General features: G+C 68.8%; 20 protein-coding genes and 2 pseudogenes. 7 read left to right on the top strand and 15 right to left on the bottom strand.

Annotated features, from left to right (window positions below; genetic code table 11):
* Positions 1-338: 338 nt before the first annotated feature.
* Together OG953_RS40925 and OG953_RS40920 are read left to right on the top strand one after the other, a co-directional pair.
* Positions 339-851: a hypothetical protein gene (locus OG953_RS40925; RefSeq protein ID WP_405690983.1), complete on the top strand. Its 513-nt coding sequence runs from the start codon at positions 339-341 to the stop codon at positions 849-851.
* 2 nt (positions 852-853) lie between these two features.
* Positions 854-5,353 carry a caspase family protein gene (locus OG953_RS40920; RefSeq protein ID WP_405690981.1) on the top strand — a complete coding sequence of 1,500 codons (4,500 nt, stop codon included), beginning with the start codon at positions 854-856 and terminating at the stop codon, positions 5,351-5,353.
* 26 nt (positions 5,354-5,379) lie between these two features.
* On the opposite strand, the gene OG953_RS40915 is transcribed toward OG953_RS40920, so the two are convergent.
* Positions 5,380-5,835: a transposase gene (locus tag OG953_RS40915; protein WP_405692376.1), complete on the bottom strand. Its 456-nt coding sequence runs from the start codon at positions 5,833-5,835 to the stop codon at positions 5,380-5,382.
* 70 nt (positions 5,836-5,905) lie between these two features.
* Between OG953_RS40915 and OG953_RS40910 the strand changes: the two are divergent.
* The 3 genes and pseudogenes from OG953_RS40910 to OG953_RS40900 form a co-directional block, all read left to right on the top strand.
* Positions 5,906-6,274, top strand: a pseudogene (locus tag OG953_RS40910) (transposase); the annotation flags it as partial.
* A 105-nt stretch (positions 6,275-6,379) separates the two neighbouring features.
* Positions 6,380-6,808 carry a hypothetical protein gene (locus tag OG953_RS40905; RefSeq protein ID WP_405690979.1) on the top strand — a complete coding sequence of 143 codons (429 nt, stop codon included), beginning with the start codon at positions 6,380-6,382 and terminating at the stop codon, positions 6,806-6,808.
* 203 nt (positions 6,809-7,011) lie between these two features.
* The gene (locus tag OG953_RS40900; protein WP_405690977.1) at positions 7,012-7,692 is read left to right on the top strand and encodes a class I SAM-dependent methyltransferase; all 681 of its coding nucleotides are present in this window, start codon (positions 7,012-7,014) and stop codon (positions 7,690-7,692) included.
* A 162-nt stretch (positions 7,693-7,854) separates the two neighbouring features.
* On the opposite strand, the gene OG953_RS40895 is transcribed toward OG953_RS40900, so the two are convergent.
* The 12 genes from OG953_RS40895 to OG953_RS40840 form a co-directional block, all read right to left on the bottom strand.
* Positions 7,855-8,607: a hypothetical protein gene (locus tag OG953_RS40895; RefSeq protein ID WP_405690975.1), complete on the bottom strand. Its 753-nt coding sequence runs from the start codon at positions 8,605-8,607 to the stop codon at positions 7,855-7,857.
* Between the two features lie 232 nt (positions 8,608-8,839).
* On the bottom strand, positions 8,840-10,126 hold the full coding sequence (locus OG953_RS40890) for a glucarate dehydratase family protein (protein ID WP_405690974.1): 1,287 nt from the start codon (positions 10,124-10,126) through the stop codon (positions 8,840-8,842).
* 29 nt (positions 10,127-10,155) lie between these two features.
* The gene (locus OG953_RS40885) at positions 10,156-10,473 is read right to left on the bottom strand and encodes a dihydrodipicolinate synthase family protein (RefSeq protein ID WP_405690972.1); all 318 of its coding nucleotides are present in this window, start codon (positions 10,471-10,473) and stop codon (positions 10,156-10,158) included.
* 263 nt (positions 10,474-10,736) lie between these two features.
* The gene (locus OG953_RS40880; protein ID WP_405690970.1) at positions 10,737-11,768 is read right to left on the bottom strand and encodes an NAD-dependent epimerase/dehydratase family protein; all 1,032 of its coding nucleotides are present in this window, start codon (positions 11,766-11,768) and stop codon (positions 10,737-10,739) included.
* A gap of 104 nt (positions 11,769-11,872) precedes the next feature.
* Positions 11,873-12,553: a GntR family transcriptional regulator gene (locus OG953_RS40875; RefSeq protein WP_405690968.1), complete on the bottom strand. Its 681-nt coding sequence runs from the start codon at positions 12,551-12,553 to the stop codon at positions 11,873-11,875.
* On the bottom strand, positions 12,553-13,434 hold the full coding sequence (locus OG953_RS40870; protein WP_405690966.1) for an amidohydrolase family protein: 882 nt from the start codon (positions 13,432-13,434) through the stop codon (positions 12,553-12,555). Before OG953_RS40870 ends, OG953_RS40875 begins: the two co-directional genes overlap by 1 nt.
* The gene (locus tag OG953_RS40865; RefSeq protein WP_405690964.1) at positions 13,431-14,369 is read right to left on the bottom strand and encodes an aldo/keto reductase; all 939 of its coding nucleotides are present in this window, start codon (positions 14,367-14,369) and stop codon (positions 13,431-13,433) included. The genes OG953_RS40870 and OG953_RS40865 overlap by 4 nt, the downstream gene beginning before the upstream one ends.
* A complete protein-coding gene (locus tag OG953_RS40860) occupies positions 14,366-15,154 on the bottom strand; it encodes a ribonuclease activity regulator RraA (RefSeq protein ID WP_405690962.1) in 789 nt (262 codons plus the stop codon). Before OG953_RS40860 ends, OG953_RS40865 begins: the two co-directional genes overlap by 4 nt.
* Positions 15,141-17,099 carry a hypothetical protein gene (locus OG953_RS40855; protein WP_405690960.1) on the bottom strand — a complete coding sequence of 653 codons (1,959 nt, stop codon included), beginning with the start codon at positions 17,097-17,099 and terminating at the stop codon, positions 15,141-15,143. The genes OG953_RS40860 and OG953_RS40855 overlap by 14 nt, the downstream gene beginning before the upstream one ends.
* A gap of 2 nt (positions 17,100-17,101) precedes the next feature.
* The gene (locus OG953_RS40850) at positions 17,102-17,938 is read right to left on the bottom strand and encodes a carbohydrate ABC transporter permease (RefSeq protein WP_405690957.1); all 837 of its coding nucleotides are present in this window, start codon (positions 17,936-17,938) and stop codon (positions 17,102-17,104) included.
* Positions 17,935-18,915, bottom strand: a complete 981-nt coding sequence (locus tag OG953_RS40845; protein ID WP_405690954.1) for a carbohydrate ABC transporter permease — start codon at positions 18,913-18,915, stop codon at positions 17,935-17,937. The genes OG953_RS40850 and OG953_RS40845 overlap by 4 nt, the downstream gene beginning before the upstream one ends.
* Complete coding sequence (locus tag OG953_RS40840) at positions 18,902-20,161, bottom strand: ABC transporter substrate-binding protein (protein WP_405690951.1); 1,260 nt, start codon at positions 20,159-20,161, stop codon at positions 18,902-18,904. Before OG953_RS40840 ends, OG953_RS40845 begins: the two co-directional genes overlap by 14 nt.
* Positions 20,162-20,468: 307 nt before the next feature.
* On the opposite strand from OG953_RS40840, the gene OG953_RS40835 reads away from it, so the two are divergent.
* Positions 20,469-22,625 carry a right-handed parallel beta-helix repeat-containing protein gene (locus OG953_RS40835; RefSeq protein WP_405690948.1) on the top strand — a complete coding sequence of 719 codons (2,157 nt, stop codon included), beginning with the start codon at positions 20,469-20,471 and terminating at the stop codon, positions 22,623-22,625.
* Positions 22,626-23,119: 494 nt separating this feature from the next.
* Here OG953_RS40835 and OG953_RS40830 read toward each other — a convergent pair whose 3' ends face one another.
* Both OG953_RS40830 and OG953_RS40825 read right to left on the bottom strand, forming a co-directional pair.
* Entirely contained in the window at positions 23,120-23,752 is a 633-nt protein-coding gene (locus tag OG953_RS40830; protein ID WP_405690945.1) for a TOPRIM nucleotidyl transferase/hydrolase domain-containing protein, read from the bottom strand.
* 265 nt (positions 23,753-24,017) lie between these two features.
* Positions 24,018-24,299 (bottom strand): annotated as a pseudogene (locus tag OG953_RS40825) (DUF885 family protein); the annotation flags it as partial.
* A 316-nt stretch (positions 24,300-24,615) separates the two neighbouring features.
* On the opposite strand from OG953_RS40825, the gene OG953_RS40820 reads away from it, so the two are divergent.
* Positions 24,616-25,065, top strand: coding sequence for a hypothetical protein (locus tag OG953_RS40820; protein ID WP_405690943.1), 450 nt, complete (start codon positions 24,616-24,618; stop codon positions 25,063-25,065).
* Positions 25,066-25,370: the final 305 nt, after the last annotated feature.

The raw sequence follows: 25,370 nt of genomic DNA, 5'->3' as shown, positions 1-25,370 counted from the left end.
GCGGGGCTGGCCTGGGTGCATGAAACGCACGCATCACGTACGTTTGCCGTACGAATCGCGTACGACACGCGTTCGAGGGCAGGAAATGCGGTCCTGGCCAGGGAAGGGCTGGAAACCGTCGCGTCATGCGGAGGGTTATGGGGAGATACGAGCGGCTGCATGATCGATGACGGCAGGGACCGCATCCTCCTAACGACACCCGTCACGGGGGCGTGCGAGCAGGCCACCGCAGGGTGTCGCGATCACGACGTCGAACGGCCGGGGAACACCTGGTGGGCCTCGCCGGGTGTCGCTAATCTTGCCGAATCTGCATGCAACACCCCTACCGCGGAGGGGATTTGAGAATCACCTTGGAGGCCGGTGGGCCCGCCGAGACAGAGGATCTGCGCCGGTGGCTGAGGCGCGACCCAGCGCTTCGCAGCGCTGTCGGCCAGGCACCGCCCGGGGCGCCCGCCCCCGACAGCATGAGCGGAGGTGCGGCCGAGCTCGTCCCCGTTCTGCTGGCGCCCGGCGGGCTCACCGCAGCCGTGGCTGCGGCCGTCGTCGCCTGGCTGCAGAGCAGACGCGGGAGCCAGACCGTCACGATTACCCGGCCGGATGGGACACAGGTCACGGTCACGTCCGAGGGGGTGGCGGGGCTGACGCCTCAGGGGACCGCCGATGTGGCGCAGCGGGTGGCCGAGATGCTCCAGCAGCCGCACCCGGCCACGGCTGACGGGCCTGAGGGCCGCCAGCCGGGCCCTGTCCCGCAGGCGCACGAAGCGGACGGGCGTGAGGGGCGGCAGCCGCCATCCGCCCCGCGGACGGATGGCTCTGACGACCAGCAGCCGCCTGTGGCGAATCGCACCTAGGCATGGCCGTCGGACGGGGGGACCTGAGCGGCGTCAACTGCCACGCGATCGTGGTCGGCACAGGGTGTTACGGCGGTAGTGGCCAAGGAGCGCTGTCGGACCTGCCGAGCGCAGCGCGCTCGGCGCGGGCGGTCGCCGCAGCACTGGAAGAGAAGTGCGGTCTCAACGGTCGGGTCACCGCGATCATCGACCCGCGGGGGCCGACCGAGGTGCTCGCGGCCGTCCAGGCCGCCATCGACGCCTCGGAGGGCGGCGTCGTCCTCTTCTGCTTCGTAGGCCACGGTCTGGTCGGACCTGGACAGCAGTTGTACCTTGCCACGTCGGATACCTCCTCGGCCGTCGACACTGTGCACGCCGTCCCCTTCGACCAGGTGAGCAAGCGACTCGCCGACGCCGCGGCGAGTACCGTCGTCGTCCTCGACTGCTGCTTCTCCGGTCTCGCACAGGTCGCGCCGCGGGAGTCGTATCGCGAGGTCTTGGCCTCAGCCCGTCCGGAGGGCAGCTTTCTGCTGGCCTCGGCCACGCACTACGCCGCTTCGTTTGCGCCACCGAATGCGGAACACACGCTCTTCAGTGGGGAGTTGCTCCGACTGCTGACGGAGGGCGATCCGGGCGGTCCAAACTGGTTCACCCTCCTCGATGTCTACCGCATCCTCGACCACCGCTTCCAGGGCAGCGCCGCACGCCCGCACTCCGACGGTGTCGGACGGGCCTCCGATCTCGTCCTCGCCCGCAATCCCGGCAGGCGCGTCCACGACGCCACCGCTGCGCCGGAGACAGAGCAGGGCGGCGGCCCGTGCCCTTACCCAGGAATGCGCCCATTCCTGCCGGAGCAGCACCATCTCTTCTTCGGACGGGAGGAGCTGACGCGCAGCCTGGTACGCAGGGTGACCGCCAGCCCCCACCCGAGCCCGGTCGTCCTGGTGGGTGCGTCGGGAGCCGGAAAGTCCTCTCTGCTCCGAGCCGGACTCATAGCCGGTCTGGAGACCGAGCGGGTCCTCCTGCTGCTGGGACCCGGCGCGCGGCCGTTCCGTTCGCTCGTGGAAAGCTGGGCGACGGCAATCGGGCGGCCGTTTGCCGAGGTGGAGAAGGACCTGGCCACCGGACGGTTCAGCCCCCTCGGGCCGGACGTCCTGGTGATCGACCAGCTTGAGGAGATCTTCACCGAGTGCCAGGACCCGGAGGAGCGGGAGCTCTTCGTCCGCGCACTCGCCGCAGCGGGAACCGACGGTCCCCGCATCGTGCTCGGCCTTCGCGCCGACTTCTACGACCAGGTCCTGAACGACACACGGCTCGACGCGATCGTCAGGTCCGGACAGTTCACCGTCTCCGCCATGTCCGACACTGAACTGCGAGCGGCCATCGAACGCCCCGCAGAACAAGCCGGGCTGCGTCTGGAGGACGGCCTGTCGGACCACATCCTGCGCGAACTGCGGCAGGAGCGCGCCGTCGAAGGGGACGCCGTCCCGCTGCCGTTCCTCGCCCACGCCTTGCGCCAGACCTGGGCCGGGCGCCGCGGCACCACGCTGACCTTCACCGCCTTTCAGACCGCCGGCGGGATCCGCACAGCCGTGGCCCGGACAGCCGACGAGGTCCATGACGGGCTCGGCGCCGACGACCGGAGCCGACTGCGGGAACTACTGCTGCGCATGATTTTGGTGGTCGACGACAGAGGCCGTGCCGTGCGCCGCCGCGTCCCCGTGGCCGAGCTCGACCAGGACGCCGATCTGCTCGGACTGCTGACCGCGGCGCGGCTCGTCGTCGTGGACCAGGACGAAGCGCAACTCTGCCACGACTCCCTGCTCCATGCCTGGCCACGGCTTCAGGACTGGATCGTTGAGAACCGGGCCGGACTACTCGTCCGCCGGAGACTCGGTGACGCCGCCGACGGCTGGCACGAGGCGGGACGCCCGGAGAGCGGCCTGTACGGGGGCGACCAATTGGCGTCCGTGCGCGCGCAACTCGCCGGTAACGTCGGTGCGCTCCACATGCGACGCGTCGAGCACGACTTCCTCGACGCGAGCCACCGCGCCGAACACCGCAGGACGAAGCTGCGCCGGATCGTCGTCTCCGTCGTCACCGTACTGGCCCTGCTCGCGACCACCCTCGCCGTACTGGCCCGCGGCGCTCAGCAGGATGCGGAGGGCCGCGAGACGATCCTGATCGCCAACGAGATCGCGGCCCAGGCGGACGCCATGCGCGCACGCGATCCGCAGACCGCGCTACGGCTCAGCCTCGCGGCGTACCGCACAGCAGATACCCCCGACACCCGGTCGAGCCTCTACGCCGCCTATCTGACAGAAGCACCGGTCGATGTCCCCGGCGGACATCGCGCGGCAGTGCTCAACCTCGCGTTCAGCCAGGACGGGGATGTGCTGGCAACCAGCCAGGCCGGCGGGCAGATACAGCTCTGGGACCTTTCCCACCGGAACATACCGGTCAAGGCGGGGGCCTTGAAGCTACATGGCAGCGCCGCCATCGCCTTCCACCCGCGCTCCCGTCTGCTGGCGGCACAGACGGCCACGGACCTCACCCTCTGGGACGTCAGCGAACCCGAGCGGCCCGAGCGGCTGTCCGAACGGGAGATCCCGAAAGGCATGACGTACGCCCTCGGGTTCGCGCCGGACGGCCGCACGCTGGCGGCGGGGGGTGACCAGGGGCGGCTTCGATTGTGGGATGTGTCGAATCCGACGGCTCCTGCACTCAGGACGGACCGGTCGGTAGCTGCCGAAGCACTGATGTCACTGGCGTTCCGCCGCGACGGCCTGATGGTCACGGGCAACGGCATCAGCGGGACGGGCAAGGCCGAGCGGCCCGCGGAGGTGAGATTGTGGGACGTACGGGATCCTGCGGATGCCCGGCTGCTGGACACCGCCGAGGCCCCCTCCGTGATGGCGGTGGCCGCTCACCCGACGCGGAATCTGCTGGTCGCGACCGGCGCGAAGGGTGTGATGGCCTGGTGGAGGGTGGAGAGTGGCCATCGGCTCGTACGCGCCGAGTACGAGGACGCACGGGACAACATCTGGGGTTACTCTTCCGACCTGCCTTCGCTGAGTTTCCGTCCCGACGGGGAGCGCCTGGCCGCCGCGAGCAATTCGGCCCAGCAAGGCGCCTTGGTCCGTGCGACGGTCGCGACCGATTTCGAGCTTTTCAGCAGCTACGCCGAACGGGGGACGGCCCCCTCGGGCGAGCCGGCCCAGTCGGTGGCCTACAGCCCCGACGGAGACCAGCTCGCGGTGGGTGACTTGGCGGGCAACGTACGCGTCTGGCCGCAGCGCACCCCCGCGCCCCGGATCCGCGGGACCATGACCACACCGGACCCAGGCGCCAGCCCAATCAACGGCGACGGAACACTCATGGTGGTCGCCACGCCGGCAAAGACCTTCCAGGTCTGGGACCTCCGCCCCGCGAACACGGCCAAGGGAAGGGATCCGCGCGTGCGATTCACCCTGCCCAAGGGGTGGGAGGCCCGGTATTTCCTCCCAGGGGCCGAACGCTCCGTGCTACTGGCCCACCGCTGGACTGAAGGCACGAACGACCACACGTTCCGATTGTGGGACTTCACCGGCGACGAGAATAAGCCTCCGGTGCCGGGTGAGGAATTCCATCTCGAGGCGGAGGACGTACGGACGGCAGTCTCCGCGGACGGTGGCCTCTTGGTCCTCGGGGACCTGTTCACTGCAACGGTGCGTGTGTGGGACATACGGGATCCCCTCCGACCGGTGCGCGGCGGAACGATAACCGCCGCGCAGACCCCGGAACGGCAGAGCATGTTCTTCATGGGCAACCGGGGATTCGCCATCGTCGACCGGGGCAAGCCGGGGCACGACAAACCGACCGATCTGCGCATCTGGGACCTCACCGCCCCCGCCCGACCGTTCAAGATCCGTCTCCTCCCGGACGCTGCCACAGGACAAGCGGTCTACGTACCCTCGTCGCGTCTGCTGATGCACGACGTGCTTGCCGAGCGCACCCAACTATGGGACATGCGCGACATCCGCAAGCCCCGGAAAGCCGACCTGCTGCCCGCCGCATCCGGCGGCTACCTACCGGTCGGCAAAGACGTCCTGGCGACCATCCTCACCGACGGAACCGTGCAGTTCTGGGATGTGAGAAACCCCTACCAGGCCCGTAAGACCGGGGTGATGCGCTTCGACACCCGCCTTGAGGACATCACAATGTCGCCCGACAGGAAGCGGGTCCTCACCAGTTCCCCCTACCGCGTCTGGGATTCCCGGGCAGGCGGCCCTTGGCACACCCCCGCCATCGCCACCCTGGCAGACATGCAGGACGTGAGGCTGCTGCCTGGGAACAACCCGTTCGCAGCCGTGGTCCCGGACAGTTTTCGGGAAGGACGAGTCGCGTCGGGACTCACCTATCTGATCGACCTCGACACCGACCGGATCTACGAGCGGCTGTGCACCACCCACCCTCTCAACGTCGACAAGGACCTGTGGAAAGCCCTGATCCCGCACCTGGACCACCGGCGGTCCTGCGATTGACGGATGATTGTGGAAGGTTGGCCCGATTACTCAGCCGCTGATCCGACAGCGGCGCAGGAGCGGCACGACTCCTGCAGGGCCAATAAGCCACAAGAGCTCGTAACACGGTCATGACTGGGCTTTTTGAGGCGTCGCCAGCAGATGAGGCTGCAGGCGAGGGAGATGAAGGCGTCGTGGAGTTCGGTACGGCCTTCCCAGCGGACGGCGAGGCGTTTGAAGTGGAGGAGCAGGGCGAAGGTCTGCTCGACGACGTAGCGGAGCTTGCCCATGCCCTTGATGTTGGGCGATCCCCTGCGGGAGATAACGGGCAGGATCCGTCGGCGACGCAGCTCGTCGCGGTAGGTGTTGGAGTCGTATCCCTTGTCGCCGAGGAGGGCTTCGGGCCGTCGGCGGAGCCGGCCTGGGCGACCGGCGACGGGCGGGATGCCGTCGACCAGGGCGAGGGTCTGGGTGACGTCGTTGACGTTCGCCGCAGTGGTGATGACTTTGAGTGGGGTGCCGCGTCCGTCGCAGATCAGGTGGTGTTTACTGCCCGTCTTCCGTCAGTCGACCGGTGTCATCCTCGGCGCTGAGTTCCTGGCTGCCACCGGCGGCGACATGAGTGCCTTCGGCACCCCTGACCGCCTCGTCGGCTTCGGCGGCGTCGCACCGGTTCCCCGCGACTCCGGCAAGATCAGCGGGAATCTGCGGCGCCCCCAGCGATACAGCCGCAGACTCCAGCGCGTCTTCTACACCTCGGCACTGTTCAGCATCCGAAGGTGCGAGGAGTCCCGACGGTTTTACGACCGCAAGCAAGCCGAGGGCAAGCGCCATACCCAGGCCGTCCTCGCCCTCGCCCGCCGTCGCATCAACGTCCTCTGGGCCCTTCTACGCGAGGGACGGACCTATGAGCCCTTGCCGCCGGCGGCGCTTGCAGCGTGACGCCTCTGTCCTGCAGCCGATCTGCCAGGTCAGCGGTAACACGGTCGACTTTCGGGCAGGCTTGCAGGAGTATCCGCTTGCTGGCATCCGACGGTGAGGAGCCCGTTGATCACTCAAGGAGTAAAGGTCACGGCGCAGTGCGACTGCGGTGGCGTGCTGATACTCGACGTTGGCCAGTGCATCGACCATGGGCAGTTGTGGTGGGGCACCGAAGGTGCATGCACTGCCTGCCTCAACGGGTGGTGCGAGCAGGACACAGGCGGAGCAACTCCTGAAGAGATCAGGAATGCCCTGCTGGCAGAGCATGGGCCCGCACGGCTTCGCCTCGCGGACGACGAGTCGAGCCTCGTCCCCGTCTTGCGAGTCCTGCGCGAGATGCTCCACCTGTCCCTGGGCCAGGCACGGGTGATGGCCAGCGCGCTCCAAGAAACTGGCCTGGTCGGCACGCTGGTCGAGATGGAGTTCATTGCCGACGGGCTGCAACGCCGATCAGTCGCTACAAAGATCGAGAGGTGCGAGACATCGGCCGACTGAACCCCCACACACCCAACCAGAACGGCTTGACAAACGGCATTAGGAATCAGTGAGAATCGCTCAATCTTCACTGCGAGAGGTCAGTCTGCCTCGATGACGTCCAGTGCGACTACGCCCGGCTGTTCCTCGCCCCTTGGACGCCGTTTTGCCGGACCGGCAACAGGAGTGGCGTCACCGGGACATGATGGGCGACGGTGGGGTCCGTGACCGACAACATCACAGCAGGATCGCCCGCGTCCGACGCCCCCTCGCCTGCCGACGGATACGTCGGAGACCCCGCGGTGCGGGCGGAGTGGGACAACCGGTACGCCGACCGACAACAGCTGTGGAGCGGCCAGCCCAACGGTGCGCTCGTGGCCGAGGTCGCCGGGCTCACACCCGGGCGGGTGCTCGACGTCGGCTGTGGCGAGGGCGCGGACGCCGTCTGGCTCGCGCGCGGCGGCTGGGACGTGACCGCGCTCGAGGTCTCGGGCGTGGCGCTGGAGCGGGCGGCCGGGCACGCGCGGGACGCTGGCCTCGCCGTTCGCTGGGTACACGCCGCGCTGACGAAGGCGGTGCTCCCGCCGGCTTTCTTCGACCTGGTCTCCGCGCAGTACCCGGCACTGCTGCGCACCCCCAACGCCGCAGCCGAGCGAGCGCTGCTCGCAGCCGTCGCGCCCGGCGGCGTGCTGCTGCTCGTACACCACGCGGGGATGGACACCCAGCAGGCGCACGACAGCGGCTTTGACCCGGCTGACTACGTCTGGCCCTCGATGGTCGCCGCTCTGCTCAACGACGACTGGGAGGTGGAGGTGGACGAGCAGCGGCCACGCGTGGCACCCGACGGCGGCGCCGGCGCGCACCATACCGACGACCTGGTGCTGCGCGCGCGCCGGCTGCGCTGAGACCCCTCCGCGCTTTCTCGCCCCGGGAGGGCCGACAGGTAGCTTGCCGTTTGCAGGTTGACCCTTCAGCGGAACACCCGCCGCTCCGCCACCTCCGCATGAATCCAGCAGCCCCATATCGGGGATCGGGGCGGCCCGGCACCCGGGCCGACATCTCCGGGGTCAGCGGCGGAGGCCGTAGTGGGTCAGGTGGGAGCGGGCGGCCTGCTCGCTGACCCCGAGCGCCTGGGCGATGGTGTCCCGCTGCGGCCCATCCGCGGTGTCGACGCTGAACGCGGCGTCGGTCGCCACCCGTTCGGTGAGGCGTTCCAGGGCGGTGACGGCTCGGAGTGCGGCCAGCGGTTCGTCGGCGACCAGAGCGGTGAGGCGTGTCTCGACCTGGTCGAGGAGGGCGGTAAGGTCTGCGGGCACGGGCACCGTGCGGGCCTGTACTTCGGTGATGTGGGTGTCCCAGTCGCCTTCCGGTCCGCTGGTGTCGGCCAGGTACGGGCGCCGGCGGTCGACGGCTTCCCAGTCGAGCGGGTAGCGGGTGCTGCCGCGCCAGCCGCACGAGCACGTACCGCGCAGTTCGGTGGCGAGCGGGGCGCCGATGGTGCCGTCGTAGACCCACCAGTCAACGCTCTGGTGCACCGTTGGCCCGCTTCCGGTATCGAAATACACCGGGCCCGGCTCCGTGCCATCGGCCAGCAGAACCCCGGGCCGGCCCTCGTGCTCGCTGCCGAACTCCTCGGTCTCCCACATCTTTCGCCCCTCCCCCACCGGAACGCCGGTGAGTCTCGAAGGCCAGCCCCGGCGGAGGCGGAGGCGCCGCTTTGCTTGTAGGCCCGGTCGGCCCATCCACGACCTTGTGGCCAGCCCGATACCGAAGGCACCGCCGGTGACCAGGGCCTTCAGCCCGGCCAGATCGACGCTCACGCTGTTCTGCCTTTCATCAGTGCACGGCTGTCGGGAAGCCGCGCTCGGGAGGATGCGCGGGTTCGGATGCCGCCTCGCTGTGTCCGCATCGGGGACGTGAGGGCCAGACGCGGCCCCTCGCGTCCCCGAGCCTCCGTGTGTCGACACGAGCTGTCACGGCCCCTGCGTGGTCACCGACTCCGAGCGAGTCATAGCGAGTAGGCGTGCCCCGAGAGGCTGACCGGATCCCCGGTCACCACCGCGGCTTCGTCGGGTTGAAGTCCGGATGGAACCGGCGCATGTAACCCGTGTCGTCGCGTCCGGTGATGCCCTGCCGGAGGTAGTTCTCATGCAGCCGGGCGAGCGCGTCCCGGTCCAGCCGCACGCCGAGCCCTGGCGACATCGGCACTGGCACGGCGCCGTCGACGAAGGTCAGCGGGCGCTCTACTACGTCGACACCCAGCTGCCACGGCGTGTGGGTGTCGGCGGCGTAGGACAGCTGCGGCAGTGCCGCGCCGAGGTGGGTCATCGCGGCAAGGCTGACGCCGAGATGACTGTTGGAGTGCATCGACAGGCCAAGGCCCCAGGTCTCGCAGATGCCCGCCAGGCGCACAGACTGCCGCAGTCCGCCCCAGTAGTGGTGATCGGACAGGATGACCTGAACGGAGCCGCGATCGACGGCCTCGGGAATGTGGTCGAAGGAGACCACGCACATGTTGGTGGCCAGCGGCATCCCGGCGGTCTCGGCGACGGCGGCCATGCCGGCCAGGCCCTCGGTCGGATCTTCGAGATACTCCAGCAGGCCCTGTGTCTCCGCGGCGACCCGGCGGGAGGTCTTGACGCTCCAGGCGGCGTTCGGATCGATTCGCAGCGGCAGCGCGGGGAACTCCTCGCGCAGCGCGCGAATGGCGTCGAGTTCCTCGTCTGGAGGGAAAACACCGCCCTTCAACTTGATCGACTGGAAGCCGTACGTCTGCACCATCGTCCGGGCCTGCGCCACGATCCCGTCAGGGTCGAGCGCAGCGCCGTAGGGGTCCGGGGCATCGCCCGGATGCTGCGCCCACTTGTAGAACAGGTACGCCGAGAAAGGCACGGCGTCGCGTACCCGGCCGCCGAGGAGGTCGTGGACCGGACGGCCGATCGCCTGGCCCTGCACGTCGAGGCAGGCGATCTCGAATGCGGAGAAGACCCGCAGCGCCGCCTTCTCCGGGCCCATGCCGCCGGCCGAACCGAGTTTCTCCGCCGGCGCGTCAGCGGTGCCGAGCAGTGCATCCACCACGGACTTGATGTATTCGGTCCGGAACGGGTCCAGCCCGATCAGCAACGGTGCCACCGTACGCAGCACTGCCAGGTGCGTGGCGTCGCCGTAGGTCTCGCCGAGCCCGACGAGTCCGTCCCCGCAGTCGACTTCGATGATCGCGCGCAAGGCCCACGGCTCGTGGCAGCCCACGGTGTTGAGCAACGGAGGATCAGGGAATGCGATGGGAGTGATGCGGACGTCGATGATCGTGGCGCGCCCTGACGGGCTCTGTAGCTCCATGTGGTCCTTCCTCGTATGAAAACCGGTCGTCATGCCCGGGACTCCTCCAGTCGATGCAGTGCCGCGCGTCCGCGGTCCACGATGGCCGCGAGTTGGGCGACGTGTTCTGGTGTGGCCTCCACCAGCGGCGAGCGGATGGGGCCGACGGCCAGTCCGGCCAGCTGCGCACCGGCCTTGACCAGCGAAACCGCGTAGCCCGGCACGAGGTCGCGCAGCGCAGCGAACGGCAGGTAGAACTCAGTCAGCAGTGTTCGCTGCGCCTCCTCGTCGCCGGCGCGCACAGCCCGGTGGAACGCGGTGGCGATGTCGGGGGCGAAGCAGTGCACCGCCGAGGAGTAGCTCTCCACGCCGATCGCTCCGTAAGCTGTGCGCTGAGCTCTGCGGTCGGCAGGCCGTTGAGGAACCCGAACTCGGTGGCGCGGGGGTGTCCGCTGGTGCGTACGGCCGCGACCAGGCGCGGCATCGCGTCGACGTCGCCGCAGCCGTCCAAGCAGTCCCGAGAGCCGCATCGTTCGTTCACCGCATTTCACGGTATTCATGGATGAATCTCCACTTCAAGGGTTGCCTCGGCCGAGGCGATGCTCGGCCGACTGCCACGAACGGATGGCTGTCACCAGGTCTGTCCCATGGGGATGGCGCACCAGGCGCCCCCGAGCCGGGCTGCGATCGGGTCGGTGGGGTCCGGCGCGCCGCACCGGCCGATCACCTCGGGCGCGAACTGCTCGGCGTCGTCGAGCGGGTGGTAGCCGATCGCCTCGCCTTCGGCCAGGCTCACCCAGCCGCGGGTGTTGCGGCTGACTCCCCAGACGATCCGATAGCCGGGTTCGCGGCAGCTCAGGCAGGCTTCGACGAGGCGGTGCCCGTCGGCTGGTGACAGCCAGGTGGACAGGCCGCGAATTCCGGACGGTGCCGGAAACCAGCTTCCGATGCGCAGGCAGATGATGTCCATGCCGAAGCGGTCGTGGTACAGACGTCCGGCGGACTCGATCGCGGCCTTGCTCCAGCCGTAGAGGGTGTCCGGGCGGGCCGGTGCGTCTGCGGCGACCGGAGTGCCGTCGTACTGGTGGAAGCCGACGGCATGTGCCGAGGAGGCGAGGACGACCCGGGGCACACCGGCCAGCCGGGCCGCCTCCAGGAGATTCAGTGTCCCGCGCACGTTGCGGTCCAGTACGTCGTCCAGTGTGGACTCGACGCTCTGGCCGCCGAGATGGACGATCGCGCTGACGCCCCGGCATGCCTCCAGCAGCGCCTCGGCGTCGGTGAGAGAGGCGATCACGGTCTCCTCCGCTCCGCCCCCTTCGATGACGGGCGGCGTGGTGATGTCGAGAAGCCGCAGCGTGCGGCCCTCCCGCGCCGCCAGCGGCCGCAGTTGCGTGCCGACCCTGCCCGCGGCGCCCGTGAGCAGGATCCGGGTGGTGTCGACGGAGCCGGTGGCGTGCGCGCCTTGCCGGGTCATGCAGAACCTCCGATGTCGTTCGATGCGTGGCTGAGCGGCGTCCACGGCCGGCAGTGGCCCGACTTCCCGGTCACGCCCCAGCGCCGTGGCGGCGACCAGGTGACCGAGCCGTAGCCGGGCCACCTCAGTCAGCCCCAGGAGGGGGCCGTACGGGGAGCCACCGGCGAACGCGTCGCCCGCGCCCACCGGTTCGACGTACGCCGATAGCGACCCGTACCGTCCACCGCGAACATGGGTGAACACGGCCGCGGTACGGATCGCGCCCGCTTACCGCGTGCGGCCGGATGGTCTCATTCGTCGTGCTGCGACGGCTTGGCCGCGCCGGTCGCGTGGCGACGGAAGGCCTCTGCGGCGTCGTCTTCCCGGCCGTTGACGAGTATGTCGAGCAGGCGCGCGTGTTCGTCGACCAGCTTGTCGCGGCTGCCGGTGTAGAACGGGTTGGAGACCACGCGCAGCGTCCAGAGACTGGGCTCCATCACCTCCCACAACCGCGGCAGCAGGTGGTTGCCGCTGGCCTGGCAGACGAGGCGGTGGAAAGCCATGTCGCTGTCGCGGAAGCTGCTCGGGTCGTCGTGCAGGGCCGCCCGTCGCATGTCGTCGATCACGGAGTTCAGCTGGTCGACGTAGCCCTCGGCGCGGCGCTGGGCGGCGGCTCGGGCGGCGAACTCCTCCAGCAGACCGCGCAGTTCCCGTGCCTGCTCAGCCTGCTCGATCGAGATGCTGGCGACCCGGCTGCCCAGCCGGGGCACATGAGTGACCAGGCTCTCGTGCACCAGCCGTTTGACGGCCTCGCGCACGGGAGCCTGGCTGATGCCCAGGCGTTTGGCGATATCGGATTCGACGATCCGCTGATCCGGCGCCATCTCGCCGCTCAGGATGGCCGAACGCAGCAGCCGGTACACGCGGTCGGACAGCAGCCCGCCGGACGTCATGCCTCTGTTCTGTTCGAGCAGATCGTTCAGACCAGTCATCAGTGCTCCCTCTGCCGGATCATTGTCGTCCTGTCCATGGCGGACGTGCCCGCCGGATCGAGTCCGTAGGCCCCGATGGCCGTTCCGCCCCATACTGCGGCGGCTTCGTCCGTGGTCAGCCCGCCCAGCACACGGGCCGCGGCCCCGGCCACGTCCTCGTACGCCGACCACTGTGTGCTGACCGGCCAGTCGGACCCGAACATCAGCCGACGTGGCCCGAACACGTCGAGCAGCACCCGGGCCACGGCGTCCATGGGCACTCCGCCCGGCTCGGCGGTGGCCTTGCCGAGTCCGGACAACTTGCATACCACGTTGGGCAGTCGGCCCAGTGGCGCCAGCTGCGCGGCCCATTCGCCGAGGCCTTCGCGCCGTACGTCGACGGCGGAGATGGCGGCGTGGTCGACGACGAACCGCACCTGCGGCAGGTCCCCGGCCGCAGCGTGTGCCTCGCGCAGGGTCCCGTGGCCCAGCAGCAGGTCCATGGTCAGGCCCCGGTCACCGAGAGCCGCGAGTGAGCGCCGCACCTGGGGCAGTGCGAGGCGGGCGCCGTCGCCTGCCCCGACCGGGTCACGGACCCCGACCAGCGCCGAACTCCCGTCCTCCGCACGGAGCGCGTCGATCGTGTCCACAGCGGCCGGATCGGCGAGATCCGCGTGGACGACGACGCCGGCGAGCTGTGCGGACCGCGCGGCCAGGTCCAGCAGCCAACGGGCCTCGTCCACGGTCCGCCCGGCCTGCACGACAACAGCCGTCACCGTTCCGGCGGCCGCGGTGAGGTCGTCGAGGAGGAAGGGGCGGTGCAGTTCGCCCGCGGACCGCAGCCACGCGTGGTCGTGCAGGCCGGGGTCCCACAGGTGGACGTGCGCGTCGATGGCGGTCACGGCGTAGGCACCTCCTGCGGGAGCAGCCCCGCCGCGCGCAGCTCTGCCCACAGGTCGGCGGGGACGGTGGTCTGCGCCATGGCGAGGTTCTCCCGCACTTCATCGGCCGTCCTGGCTCCGACGACCAGAGTGGACACGGCAGGATGCCCCCACCCGAACTGCAGGGCCGCCGCCTTCATCGGCACCCCGTGGCGGGCACAGATCTCCGCGATGGCCAGTGCGGCGGCAACTTGGTGCGGCTCGGCTGTCCGGTAGTCGTACCTAGCGCCGGGTCGCGGATCGGCCAGCAGGCCGGAGTTGTACACCCCGCCCAGGACGACCCCGACACCGCGAGCCTCGCATTCGGGCAGCAGGCCCGTCAGAGCTTCCTGGTCGAGGAGAGTGTACCGGCCGGCCAGCAGCACGCAGTCCACGTCGACCCGCGTGACGATCCGCTCCAGCATGGCGCTCTGGTTCATGCCCGCGCCCACCGCCGACACCACGCCCTGCTCCCGCAGGTCGACCAGGGCGCGGAAGGCCCCCGCGAGGGCCTCCTGCTCATGGTGGTCGGGGTCGTGGACATGCGCGATGTCCACCCGGTCCAGGCCGAGCCGGGTCAGGCTCTCCTCCAGGCACCGCATGGTGCCGTCATAGGAGAAGTCCGGCTCGGCCCCGTCGTCGGTGAGGAGGTATCCGACCTTGGTCGCGACGACGACCTCGGACCTGGGCGCCCCGGCCAGGACCTGGCCGAGGCGCTGTTCGGACACGCCGTTGCCGTACCGGGGCGCGGTGTCGAACAGGCGCGTCCCGGCCGCCAGCGCGGCACGCACCGTGCCGGTGGCGTCCTGCTCCGGAACCGCCTCGTACAGGTTGCCCAGGGGCGCGCAGCCCAGGCCGAGCCTGCCGACCGTGAGACCGGTGCGGCCCAGCACACCCGGGCCCGAGACATGGTTCATCGCTGGGACGACCGCTGCTGGTCGCGCCACTGCTCGTACTCCGCGCGCGACTCCGATGTCAGCGGGTAGTAGTTGCCGAGCCGGGCGCCCTGGTCGAGCCGCATCCGGCTGAACACCTCCCACTCCTGGTGGTCCTGGGCCGTGGCGACCACCTCCGGCGCGGTCGCCTGGGGAACGACGACGGCGCCGTCGTCGTCGGCGACCACGATGTCGCCGGGCAGGCACAGCACTCCGCCGGCGGCAACCGGCACGTCGTACGCCCAGGGGAACAGCTCCGACTGGGAGGCGTAGTGCGGGGTGGTGCCGGTGCACCAGATCGGCACGCCGAGCTCGCGGACCCGCGGCGCGTCCCGGATCCGGCCGTCGACGACGATGCCGGCGCCGCCCTTGCGCTTGAAGTAGCGGACGAGCATGTCGCCGACGCAGCCGCTGAACGCCGACCCGTACGCCTGGATGACGAGGACGTCACCGGGCTGTACCGCCTCCAGCACCGCCCACAGGGCGGTTTGGCGTTCGACGGCCTCCTGGGCCAGGCCGCTGGCTATGTCCTCGCGCTGCGGCATGAACTGGAGCGTCAACGCCGAACCGGCGATCTTCTGCCCGGTCGTGAGGGGCTGCGGCCCCTCCATCCACGTGCGCCTGATGCCCATGCCGTGGAGCTTCGCGCACGCGGTGGCGCTGCTCACCTGGCCCATCTGGCCCACCAGCTCCGCATCGGCCCGCCGGTATGCGTCGCCGCGCACCGGGAGGGGAAACACCGGCTGGGTCTGCTCATCGGTCGTCATTCTGCTTCTCCTTGTATCGGTCGAACGTGGGGTGGCTCGGGGTGAATTGGTGGCGCCGGACCTGCATGGACAGGCCGAGCCGGGTCCCCGGCGGCAGGATCACCAGCAGGTGGTTGTCGTGCACGTCGATGCGCCGGGTACTGGTCGTGAACTCGTCGGCCCGGTAGGCGCGGTTCGGGCCGGGATAGCCGTCGTCGAGCTGGTCCACCACGACATGGTCGATGCCGTCCTCGGCGAACGCGCCGGCCTGTACGACCACACGCCGCTCGCGCGTATTGCTCAGGTTGACCAACTGGACGCCGACCCGGGTCTCGTCGAGCTCCTCGACGAGGGCGGCGACGTCGGCCGGCAGGCCGGGACGGCCGCGGCCGGCGTCCCAGTAGCGCACCCGCGTCTGCTGGAGCCCCCCGTTGTAGGGGGCGGCGGGAGCGCCGGTGGTCAGCTGCACCAGGATCTCGGTCACCACGGGATTGAGCCGCTGCCACCAGTGGATGTCATCGGTGCGGACCGATGACGCATCCTGGTGGACGAGTGCCATCCTGCGGGCGACCTGCCCCAGCGCCATGCCGAGGGCGCCGGCCGGGTAGTCGGGGTTGCGGCCGTCGAGGTAGGCGAGCCACGGCGCCTCGTGTCCGGCCTCCTCCTTGTCGCGGAAGGCGTGCACGGTCGTCCAGTCGTAGCCGCATTCACGCTCCACATGGTCGAGCCGCTGCCGGTCCTGCGGGTCGCCGGAGCACCACCAGATCCAGGCCGGGAAGGCGATCTGCAGGGGCTGGTGGTCGAACCAGCCGTGCACGCCCTTCCGGTAGGGCACCAGTTGCAGGTCGCCGTCGGCATCAGGCCCGAGGCGCTGGCGCCAGGTCGAGGCCATGCTGGATTCACCGTCACGAACCGGCCCGCGCGTCGCCTCTTCCAGCACCCGGTCCAGTGGGGCGCGGGCCAGGTCGAACCACGCGTCGTCGCCGGTGACCAGCGCGGCGTTCATGGCCGCGACGACCGCGACCGCGCCGACGCTGTGCAGACCGTGCGGCCAGGTCCAGCCGTACGAGCCGCCGTACCAGCGGCCGTCGTGCAGCTCACCGACCTCCCCTGAGGGTCCCACGTTGTCGGGGACGACGCCGTCCGCGGCGGCGGCCCGGTCCTGCCAGGCCTGCACGTAGTCGACGAGCCAGTCGCGGTACCGGTCCTCGCCCGTGTACAGCCAAGCGTTGGCGATCAGCGAGGTGGAAGCGAGGTTCACCGCGACGTCGCCGTCGCCGAGCCGCCGGTTCATCGCCTCGCCCATACGCCGCGCGTTGGCGGGGTCGGCCAGGTCGTCCCAGGTGTCGATGCCGGGCAGGTCCTCCAGGGGCAGGCCGTACGGCTTCATGTTGGTCAGTTCCGCGCCGTACTCCTGCGCCCATGCCTCGTCCACGCCCCGGCGCGGCCCGCCGGCCCCGGTGTGCGGAGCCCGGATGATCCGCCGCGGGCCGTCGACGTTACCGACGGGCGAGGTGGGCAGGTAGAGCTCGGCGAAGCGCAGCGCCCGCCGGCGGAACGTGTCGTCGGACGGGTCGGCCGCGCAGATCCCGTAGAACATCAGCAGCGACTCGCCCTGGTGGAACCAGTCGTACCCGCGCTCGTACTCGTCGACCAGGAACCCGGCTTCGGAAAGCTGCCGGGTGATGCCGTTCCAGTGCTTCTTGCTGGCGTCGAGCAGGTCGTCCGACCCGCCGAGCATGTACAGCATCGGCCAGTTGAAGAACGGTTCGTAGAAGTCGTCCGCCCCGTCACGGCCTTCCAGTACCCCGTCGAAGCGCAGCCCGCCCTCGGGGTGGCAGTACCGGTCCTCGAAGACCCGCCATGCCTCGTCCAGTACGGAGAACAACTGCCGTTGCAGTACGGCCCAGGCGGGCGGTTCGCAGGCCGGCACGGACGCCGTCACGCTCACCATGTGCTTGCCCACGGTCACCCCTTCGTCGCGCCGGCGGTGAGGCCGCCGACGATCTTGCGCTGCATGATCACGAAGAAGATCAGCACCGGTGCGATCGCCAGCAGCAGCGTCGGATAGACCACGGACAGGTCGGTGGTGTGCAGACCGATCGCGGAGTACACGCCGGTCATCACGGTGTACAGGCCCGACGTCGGGCCCAGCACGATCTGCGGGTTCACGAAGTCCGTCCAGACCCCGATGGTATGCAGGACGACCGCGGTGACCACGACCGGCTGCATGAGCGGGAAGATCACTTGCCAGAAGGTGCGCAACCGGCCTGCGCCGTCGATCTGCGCCGCCTCGTCGAGCTCCCGGGGGATGGACTTGATGTAGCCCACGAACAGGAACATCGACAGGGGCAGGGTCAGCGTCGCCTCGTACAGGACGAATCCGGGGATCGTGCCCATCAGGCCCGTGAAGCGCAGCACGTAGATCACCGGGATGACCAGGACCTGCCCGGGGATGAACAGCCCGGCCAGGAACACCAGCAGCATCCCCTTGTGCCACCGGCGGGTACCCCGGGCGATGACATAGGCGGCCGGACCGGCCAGCGCCAGGGACAGCACGTTGACCAGGACCACGAACATCACCGTCACACCGAACGACTTGATGATGTTGTAGTCCGGTGACGACAGTGCCGCTCGGAGATAGTCCGTGGACAGCACTCCCGGGGCGGCGGAGAACGGCCGTTGACGGATCGCCGACTCCGGTTTGAACGCGTTGACGATCACAAGGTACAGCGGCGCCAGCATAACCAGTGCGAAGAGACCGAGCATGACCGAGCCGACGCGGCTGCCTGCATTGCGTTTCACTGTTCCACCGCCTTCTCGCTGCGCTGGCGCAGCGCCACGATCACGACGGCGAGCACCGTGATGACGATCATGAGGACGATGCTCTGGGCCGAGGCGTAGCCGATCTTCCCGTTCAGGAACGACTCCGACAGGACCAGGTACGCGTACGTCTGCGTATGGCCGGCCGGACCACCGTCGGTCATCGCCAGTACCAGGTCGTAGACCCGCAGCAGTTGGACGAGTACGAGGACCACGTTGATCGTCACGGTGGGTGCCAGCATCGGCAGCACGACCTGGCGGAACGTCTGCCAGCGTGAGGCGCCGTCGATGCGCGCCGCCTCCAGGAGCGACTCCGGGATCGTCTGCAGCCCGGCGAGGTAGAGGACCACGTTCACGCCGAACGTCGACCAGACCACCACGAAGACGACGGCTGCGAGCGCCCACTGCGGATCGGACAGGAACGGGATCTTGGAGCGGTGCGCCGCGGTCAGGAGCGTGTTGACCGCTCCTTCGCTGCTCAGTATCGCCGACCACAGGAAACCGATGATGACCGCGCCGAGCACGTGCGGGTAGAAGAACAGACCCCGCAGCATCGCCTTGACGCGCCCCTCGCCGTTGAGCATGACCGCGAGGCCCAGGCCGAGGACGTTGCAGGCCACGGTGCCGACCACCGCGATCACGAGCGTGACGTACGCCGCGTTCGCCACGCCCGGGTCGTGGAACAGCTGGACGTAGTTGTCCAGGCCGAGGAATTTGTAGCTGTCGGAGAAACCGTCCCAGTCGGTGAGGCTGAGCCGTCCGGCGACCACGACGGGGATGAGGACGAAGGCCACGACCGCCGCCAGTGCGGGGCCGACCATGAAGATGCTGGACAGGCTGCGGGCGGCGCGTACGCGCAGCGGGCGCGGGGGAGTGTGGTGAGTGCGACGGGGGCGCTCATGGACCGGCGGGTTGTCCGACGGTCCAGGAGCGGTGAGCGTCGCGTTACTTGGGCGCATTCGCGGCCCACCACTTGTCCATGGCCCCCGCCACCTGATCGGCCTTTGTTCCGAGATACATGCTCTGGACCTGGGTGTTGAACTCGTCGGGGAAGCCCGCCGGGGACGAGTTGTCGCCCAGTCCCGGGCCGATCGCGACGGTCTTGCCGCCGGCCTTGTCGAGGAGCTTCGCGATGTCGTTGGTCAGCGGGGTGGCCTTGTAGCTGTACCCGGTACGGAAGTTGCCCTCCGCGCTCAGCGCCTTCGTGATCGCCTTCTTGTCGCTGACCAGGTACTTCACCAGGTCGATTGCCGCGTCCGCGTGCTTGGAGCTCTTGAGCACCGAGTACGGCATGGCCGGGTTGGCCGCCTGCGGCGGCGTGGAGCCGTCGAACGTGGGGACGGGGAACACGCCCGCGTCGAAGCCCGGCTTCGCATCGGCGACCGAGGCCGCCAGCCAGTTGCCCATGACCATCGTCGCCGACTTGCCGGCTGTGAAGTTGTTGATCATGTCCTGGTACTTGATGCCGTTGGCGTCCTTGGGAACCAGGCCGTCCTTGATCCAGGACTGGTAGACGTCCAGGAACTTGGCGTAGTTGCTGCCGGCGAAGGTCACGGAGCCCTTGTTCCGCTTCGCGTACCACTGCGGCTCGGTATTCATGACGTTCGGGTTGGCCATCATCAGGGCCTGCGCGCCGGTGGTCCACTCACCACCGGTCTGCATCGGCGTGTAACCAGCGCCCTTCAGCTTGCGCAGCGCGGCGGTGAACTCGTCGAACGTCTTGGGCGTCCCGGTGACACCGGCCTTGGCGAAGGCGTCCTTGTTGTAGAACACCAGCGACTGGAGCTGGACGCCGGTCCCGGCCATCCACACCTTGCCGTCCAGCTTGGACGCCTCCGCGAACGGTGCGTCCTTCACCCACTGCGCGTCGGGCAGCGGCGCCATCTGTCCGGCGAGAGCCGTGTTCTGCCCGCCGGCGAGGACGTCGGGCGGGCTGCCCGCGGCCAGTTGCTGCTTCAGCGTGTCCTCGATGCCCCTGCCGGTGGGCGCCTCGATCGTGATCTTCACTCCGGGGTGACTGGCGACGTACCCCGCCACCAGGTCCTTGTAGAACTGCTTGGTCAGCACCGGAGTGATGTTGACCAGCATGCGGATGTTCTTGTCGCCGCCTGCTGAGTCGGTGCCGGTCGAGCAGCCCGTGAGCAATGCGGCGGATATGGCGAGAGCACCCAGTTTGACCAGATGCCGGCGAGAACCCGAACCCATCGAACCCTCCATCGAACGCTTATCGCTTATCGCTTATCGATAGCGCGCTCACCATCGAGGACCTGCCGGGCCGCGGTCAAGAGCTGGCAACGACAGCGTTACCTGTTCGCAACCTACACAGCGGGTGAACTCGGCTTCTTGCGTCGGGTTTTGAAAGATCCCTTGACACTCGCCACCGCCGACCCACTACTTATCGCTCAGCGATTATCGATTAGCCGGAGCATCCCGCAACGAGGGCTCGGCCGGAGGCGCTGTTCGCCCCGGACCGAGGGCCCGGTTCCAGTAGGTACCTACGAAAGGGCACTACATGTCCAGATTCTCGCGACGTGATCTCTTCAAGGCCGCCGGGGCCGTCGGGGCCGGTGCGTCGGCAGCCCTCATCGCCGGGCCGGCCTACGCCGGTACCGGTGACCGGCGGGGCCGGGTCGAGGACCAGAAGTCTTTCTTCGTGGCAACGGACGGGAAGGACTCGAACCGGGGTACGAAGGCCGCGCCGTTCGCCACGTTGGAGAAGGCGCGCGACGTGATCCGGACCTGGCGGCGGGCGGCGCCGGGCCGTGCCACGGAACCGGTGACCGTCTTCCTCCGGGGCGGCACGTACCGGCGGACGCGAAGCTTCACCCTCGAAGCGCAGGACTCCGGTGCGCCCGGCCGGCCGGTCACCTACGCCGCCTACAACGGCGAACAGGTCCGGCTCGTCGGCGGCGTGGACCTGCCCGCTACCGGGTTCGAGGCGGTCAGCGACGAGGCGATACGCAACCGTCTCCCAGCCGGGTCACGTGACATCGTCCGCGAGTTCGACCTGAAGGCGCTCGGGATCACCGACTACGGCCAGATCGTCCAGACCGGATACGGCCTGCCGCGCACGGTCACCCCGCCCGAACTGTTCTTCAACAGCAAGGCGATGACCCTCGCCCGTTACCCGAGCACCGGGTTCCTCGCCGTCGGCCAGGTCATCGACCCGGGCGGGAACCCCCGCAGCGTCCTCGGTGACCCCGACAAGATGGCCGCCGAATTCGCCAAGGGGGCCACCTTCAAGTACACCGACCCCCGGCCGTCGACCTGGACCGACACCAGTGACGTGTGGATGCAGGGCTACTGGTTCTACGAGTGGGCCGACGGCAACCTTCAGATCAAGGCGATCGACCCGGCGGCGCAGACGGTCTCCACCAAGACCGCCAGCATGTACAGCGTCAAGGCGGGCCAGCGCTACTACTACTACAACGTGCTTGAGGAACTCGACTCGCCGGGTGAGTGGTACCTCGACCGGGCCACCGGGAAGCTGTACCTGTACCCGCCGAGTGACCTGACCGGCGCGTCGGTGCAACTGTCGCTGCTCGCCGACCCGATGGCCGTCCTCAACGGCTGCTCGAACGTCACGTTCTCGAGCCTCATGTTCGAGGGGTCGCGCGGCGACGGCATCGTCATCACCGACGGCACGTCCAACACGGTCGCGGACTGCACCCTGCGGCTCCTGGGCGGTCGCGCGGTCACGATCGGCGACTCAAGTGTCTCGGCCGGCCCGCACGGCGGATCGCGGAACGAGGTCCGCGGCTGCCACATCCAGGCCACCGGCCAGGGTGGCATCGCCCTCGCCGGCGGTGACCGGGCCACCCTCACCCCGGCACGCAACCGGGCGGTCGGCAACGAGATCCACGACTACAGCCGCCTCCAGTTGACGTACAGCCCCGCGGTCGAACTCGCCGGTGTCGGAAACCATGTCGCCAACAACCACATCTACGACGCGCCGCACGTCGCCATCCTCTTCCGCGGCAACGACCACGTGATCGAGTACAACGAGATCAACGATGTGGTGAAGGAGACCAACGACGCCGGCGCCATCTACGCGGGACGGGAGTGGACCGGACGCGGCACGGTCATCCGCTACAACTTCCTGCACGACATCGTGGGCAGCGCCGGATCCCACTTCGCCTCGGGCGTCTACCTCGACGACTGCTTCTGCGGAACGACGATGTTCGGCAACATCTTCTACAAGGTCGACACCGCCTTCCAGATCGGCGGCGGCCGGGACAACATCATCACCAACAACATCATGCTGTCGTGCACTCGTTCGGTGCAGCTCGACGAACGAGGACTCAACTGGGCGGCGTCGAACGTAGCGCCCGGTGGCGCGTGGGGGATGTACGACCTGCTGGCCGCCGTTCCCTACCAGGAAGAGCCGTGGCGCTCGCGCTATCCGAACCTCGTGAACATCGCCGACGACCAGCCTGCGTACCCGAAGTACAACGTCGTCGAGTACAACGCGCTCCACACCGTCGCCGCGCTGAGCATCGCCCCGTCCGCGCGCACGTACGGAACGGTTGACCGCAACCTGACACTCACTGCCGATCCTGGCGTCGTGACAGTCGTGAACGGGAACCCGACCCTGGGCAACGACGACCAGATCGCCGCTCAGCTCCCCGGCTACCAGCGGATACCCATGAACCGGATCGGGCTCTCCTGACCTGCTGAACACGCAGAGGGCCCGCCCGCCCCGTGCGGAGGATGTACTGGGCGGGCGGGCCGCTTGCCGTCTGGCTCTACCGGCCGTCGGCCACGGCCCGGGACTCCTACCCGTGAACCAGGGCGTGTCCGAGATAGGGTGCGGCACGAAGTCGCACATGACAAGCGGGGGTAAATAGCCAGAAAGAGGAGAAAAGAGACGCCTCCCCGGCCTGCGTCCAGGCCGCGTCTCCGCGCTCGCATGCGTCGCTGGTAACGGCGGGGTGTGAAGCCGAGCGTTCAAGCCCAAGAGCGCTTTGGCCATCAAGGCGTAACAGGCGAGGGGAAGACTGGGCGGGTGAATGTAAATGAACCCCTGTAGATGCCTCGTAACCGACACTCCGTCGGTGGCGTGCGCGAAGATGGAGAGAGGGTTCGGCGCTGAAAGGCGTCAGGCGAGCCTGTGGGACCTAGCCTCGGGCTTTCATGGGGCTGGGTTGTGGCGTCGCCCGGCGCTCAGAGGATAGCGAACAGGCCGGAAAGTGGCGGAGGTACGCGGTCGGGAGTGAGGGCCTCGACGAGGACACGGCCGTAGTGGATCTTGCGCCCCTTCTTCGTGCCGAAAAAGCGCCGCAGCTGCTGCTGTGCGGTGCGGTTCCGCTGTGCGGGCTGGCGCAGGAAGGTCTCCAGGGGGCGCAGGTCGCCCTCCACCCGGATGAGCTCCTTCACCAGATCCACACCGAGGGCGCGGATGAGCTCGTCCTCCAGGTCCGCCGCGCAGACGAAGAAGTCCTGCTGATCAGCACCGGCCCGCTCCCAGCCGCGGACGTAGTAGTCACGCTCCCGCTCATCGCACAGTCCCGTCAGACGCAGGCCCAAGCCGGGTGGTCCGAAGAACTGGGCGAAACGGCCGACGCTCATCGCACCGCCCATAGCCAGGACGCAGACTCCCTCGGCCGCCAGGTCCCGGCCGTGGCTCGCGGCCAGCGCGTTGACCGCATTGACGTCGCTCGGCCCTTCGAGCAGGACGGCTGTCCGGACGGGCAACTGTTCGGCCAGCTCGGACGCCAGCTCGCGCGCCAGGTCGCCGCCGGGGCCACCGGCCACCCACGCCGTGACCGCCTCACGGAACGACGTCATGTCAGCCATGAAACTCCTTCGCTGTGGAAAGCGACGATTCGACGTTCTGCGCGGTCGCCACATAGGCGGGCTCACTCAACGAGCCACGGTGACCCGCCGATTCCGCGTGATCATACGCCCCGTGGACAGCCAAGGTCGTGAAACGGGAACCTGTCACCACAGCACCCTTTCTTCCGCCTCGGTCGCCTCCGTGCGCACGAATGGTTCCCTCCTGTCCCGGCAACGCCGTGGATTGATGATCTGCGTGGCACGGGCCGACCACGACCAAACACCTTCATAGACTGGCCAGTTCGTCCTGAAGATCGTCGAGTCCGAGTGGGCCGAGCGACAACGCGGCCGTGTGCCAGGACTTCATGTCCCACTGCTCGCCGCGAGCCGCGTGCGCCGCCCTGGCCGCGGCCCGGCCGTCCAACCAGGCCCGCTCACCGAGGTTGTAGGAGATCGCCTGCCCAGGCAGTCCGAGGTAACGCCCGATCTCGCTGTCCACGAACTCGGCCGTCTGTCCACTGTGGACGGCGAGGAACTCCTTTGCCAGCTCGGGAGTCCATGCCTGGCCCACGCCGATACCTCCGCCTCCTGCAGAAGAAGGACGTCGGGCCGTACCTCATTGATGTCGGCAGCGAGCTGCGGCCAGCGGTCCTCGGGCAGCCCACCGTTCTGCGACCTCCAGCCTCCCCTGCTGAGGTTCTGCGACATGACGACGATCTCCATCGGCATCCCTCCCCCGTAGTCGTCCCGCCTGTAGCATCCAGAGAATCGGGTCCCTGCAGCCGTGGTTCTCACCGTAGTCATCGGCGCTCCGCCCAGGACTCGAACACCTCAGGTCCACGAGCGTGTACGCAACGGGGGGCCGGAGCTGACAAGGTGGCGGAATGACGAATCCGGAGAGAGCGCCGCGCAGCCGATGGGAGTTCGCCATCTCGGCTGCGGAACAGCTGTTGCTGTGGCACGGGCGGACCGATCCGCAGGTTCTGCAGGAGCCTCTCCGAACCCGGTCGGTGGTGCTGCTGGGTGCCTGTATCGCCACCCCGGCAGTTACCGCGGGGCTGGACGGGTCGGACGTTTCCAAGGTGCCACTCGCCGACGCAGCGACCGTGCTGGAGCGGTACGTGGCATCTGCTCTGGAATCCTGCAGGGACGTTCCGGACAGCGTCGGCGGGCGGGTCGTCGACGAGATTCTGAGCGTTTACGGGCAGCCGCAGTTCGAAGAGATCCGGCACGTGGTACGCGAGACTCTGGCACACCACATGGCCGACAGCGGTCCGCACGTCCGTATCATCGACCGGCGCCAGGCCCTGCTCGACACCGGGCTCCAACGCTGACTTGCTGACGTCCTCACGTGCCCGGCCGCAGGCAAGCCGGGGTGGCCGTCAATTGCAGCTGGTACGAGCCGTCGTCGCCGCATGCGCCGAACGCGACAGCGGCGCCGCCGACTCCACGTTGTCCCTGCTGTCCATGGCGGAAGCCGGACCGGTCGACGACCTCCAGCGTGCCACGGTGGCCACGCTGCGCGCACGAAGGTGGCGGGGTGCAGCAAACGGGATGCGCACCAGCTGTCGCATGCAGCAGCCGTGCATGGATCTCGCGCGGAACATACCGCTCCCGGCAAGATATGCACCGGCCGGTA

This window comes from Streptomyces sp. NBC_00057 (assembly GCF_045041165.1).
Taxonomy (GTDB): domain Bacteria; phylum Actinomycetota; class Actinomycetes; order Streptomycetales; family Streptomycetaceae; genus Streptomyces.
Note: the sequence above shows the minus strand (reverse complement) of the source record. Positions and strands in the feature narration are given on the sequence as shown.